Origin of the sequence: Haliea sp., from assembly GCF_040222615.1 — a bacterium.
Lineage (GTDB): Bacteria > Pseudomonadota > Gammaproteobacteria > Pseudomonadales > Halieaceae > Haliea.
In genome coordinates this window covers 1-2792 of the sequence record NZ_JAVKCQ010000213.1, presented here as the reverse complement: position 1 = coordinate 2792, position 2792 = coordinate 1, and the positions used below count along the sequence as shown (strand labels likewise).

2 protein-coding genes are annotated in these 2792 nt (G+C 63.1%); both read right to left on the bottom strand.

What is annotated here, in order from left to right; genetic code table 11:
• The coding region (locus RJQ10_RS16715; RefSeq protein WP_350148518.1) for a hypothetical protein at positions 1-545 on the bottom strand (545 nt) is incomplete at its 3' end.
• A gap of 408 nt (positions 546-953) precedes the next feature.
• The gene (locus tag RJQ10_RS16710) at positions 954-2390 is read right to left on the bottom strand and encodes an ISKra4 family transposase (RefSeq protein ID WP_350148517.1); all 1437 of its coding nucleotides are present in this window, start codon (positions 2388-2390) and stop codon (positions 954-956) included.
• Between the last annotated feature and the right edge of the window lie 402 nt (positions 2391-2792).

Genomic DNA, 2792 nt, shown 5'->3' with positions numbered 1-2792 from the left:
TGGGCTCGATCCGCGGCCGAACAACGCATATCGCCTGGCGCAGCCTGACCGTTCTCCGCGTACTGCCGAAGCCACGTCGCCTGAAACTCGTAGGCGCCCCCACTTCCGAAGTTGAAGTCCTGGTATGTATTGTAGTGACCTGGGCCACCCACATGCCTCGCCTCATGAACGAGTATCCCGGCCCTTTCGGCGGTATCATTACCGTAGAAGAAACCCATCTGGCAGCTTCCCGATCGTCGAATATATAGCTTTATCGTACCTCCCGACTCAGAAGCGTTGAATTGCTTCATGTCGCCGTGCTCGCATTGTCCGCGCGTATCATCCAGCTTGTTCAAGGTCCACAGGTACGCCCAGTCAATAAGCGGGAAGGCTTGCGTCTGAAACTGAAACAGCGTACCGGTAACCGCATTTGGCCCAGAAAGTGCCAAAGCGGTTATCGCATTCATTGATCTTGCGAATGGCAATGTCTGGTCGCACTGGAAGAAGCCATAGCCAGCACCCCAATGGCTGCTTTTTATACCATACGAATCCGCCAGAGAAACCATTGGCGACCCGCACCAACTAGGGCTAGTGTTCCACGAAATCGAGGAATAGTAGTCATCTCCGGTCATTCCCAGAGGCGGCACCGTATAGGTACATAGGCAGTTTGGAAGGTTCGCTGCCGCTCGCACCTCAACCGAAGATGCAGCGTCGCTGGCGAGGAAAGCAACAACCAGGATTCCCGTTAACTTTAGCCGCATGAGTATCTCCTACATCTCCGGTGCTGACTCAGGGTTTTGAAACGCTGAATCGCTCTCATCAAGTTCGATCGTGTGTGCATTCGGAAACGGTGCGGGACTGAGCCACGGATCGTCTACAGGCTGTATCACGGCCCTCAGCTCGTCGCGCAAGGACGCCGAGCCCTGAGTTTCAATTTCACGAATAGCCGCACGCCGAACGAAGGGGTGTGGTTCTCATGCTGAGCACGCGGCGACCTCGATGCGCGGCGGCGTGACGCGCAGCGTGATGCCCATCGCGGCGTCCCAGCGGTCGCTGAGCGACAACGCGCGCATGTGCAGCACGTGATCGCCGGTGGCGTTCTTCCAGCGGCTTCCCGAGCGCTTCATGCGTTGGCCCACGAGCGTCTTGCAGGTGGCTTCGACGTTACCGCTGCCGATCGGAAGCCTCTCTCGCCGCGCGGCCGCGTAGTCCATGCGCTTGGCGTTGTTCGTGAAGTAGGTGATCGCCTCGTGAACAGGCTCGCTCGTGCCCACCGTAACGTGTTCCTTGCCCGACGCATGCAGCTCGCCGAGGATTTTTGCGCGGGCAGAGCTGCTGTTGCGCAGCAGCAGCTTCCAGCGCGCGAGCAACGGCTTCGACGCCTCGTCGTCGCCGGCGATCACCTTGGCAGCCGGCGCCAGCTTCTCAACCGCGTGCCAGAAGTCGATGAGGCGATGCACTTTGCCAAAGGTCTCCTCGTCGAACTCGGCGTCGAGCAGGTTCCACATCTCGGGTGCGCCATCGCACAGGAGCATCACGTGCAGGTCTGGTCGCCGCTCGCGCATCGCCACGACGTCTCCAGCCAGGCTGGTGCACAGCGCCTCCGCGTCACTGAGCGGCATGCAGCCGTACCGAATGGTGTGGAGCGCCTCGCCGTCGGCGTCGTGCAACGTCACCGTGCCGCAGTAGGCCATGCGGAAGACGCGATCGACCGGTCTCCTCGGTGCGTTCTTGCGCGGTCGACCCGGCGGGCGCGGGCGCGGCTCCTCCATCGGGACGGTCACGCGATCCAGCGACACACTGACGCTGGCCGCCTCGTCGGGAACCTCGAACGAGCCAATGAGAATCTCCTCGATGTCGTGGCGCCTCGGGACGTACATCTCGCCCACGGCGTGGCCGACCCGCTCGAAGCTCGAGCGCGAGTACGGCAGTCGCCCGAGACGCTGCGCCGTCTGCTCCGCTTCCCTCGACGGTCCCAGCTGAAGCAGATGCGCCATCTGCTTCGCTGTATCGGGAAGCCACTCGTCGGCGACGGCGCCGGAGCGAAGCGTAACCAGGTTCACTGTCTCACCGTTGCGCTCGCCGACGCGGCGGTACAGCGAGCGCATCACCGGCACCGGGCCGGCAGGCGTCTTGTAGGGCGCTTGGTAGCGGCCCACCCGCGTGTAAGCCACGCCGCTGAGCGTCAAACCGGGAGCGTCGACGTCGAGCGCAGACAGTGCCGCCTGGTGCCCAGCTCGCTCCATCGCCGCCGTCGCTTCGGCGAGCTTCACCTCGAAACCGGCGTAGTCCACACGCCGGCGCGCCTCGCCGGCCCGGACTTGCTGCTCCACCGCGTCCACGTACGCGCGCATCGACGGCTCAACGATGGGCTTGAGTGCATCCGGAATCTCAATCACGATTGTGGCCATGGGGCATCCTCCGTTCGCTGTTTGCAAATCGGACACTACAGGCTCTGCCCCATCTTTCTGCCGCCGTTCGACGCGCCTCCGGTGAACAAAGCGAAGTCGATCACATCGCGCTCATCCTTCACGCAGCGGGTGCAAGACGCCGCGGAAACCCCCCGCCCTTGCTCAGTGTCAGATCCCGACCCGAACGAAGTCGAGTTCGTGGCTTCCTGCCAGCGGGTGTGGTTCTCATGCTGAGCACGCGGCGACCTCGATGCGCGGCGGCGTGACGCGCAGCGTGATGCCCATCGCGGCGTCCCAGCGGTCGCTGAGCGACAACGCGCGCATGGACTACGCGGCCGCGCGGCGAGAGAGGCTTCCGATCGGCAGCGGTAACGTCGAAGCCACCTGCAAGACGCTCGTGGG

Coding starts and splice junctions, on each gene's coding strand:
- RJQ10_RS16710 (WP_350148517.1), bottom strand. CDS start 2,390: ATGGCCACAATCGTGATTGAGATTCCGGATGCACTCAAGCCCATCGTT.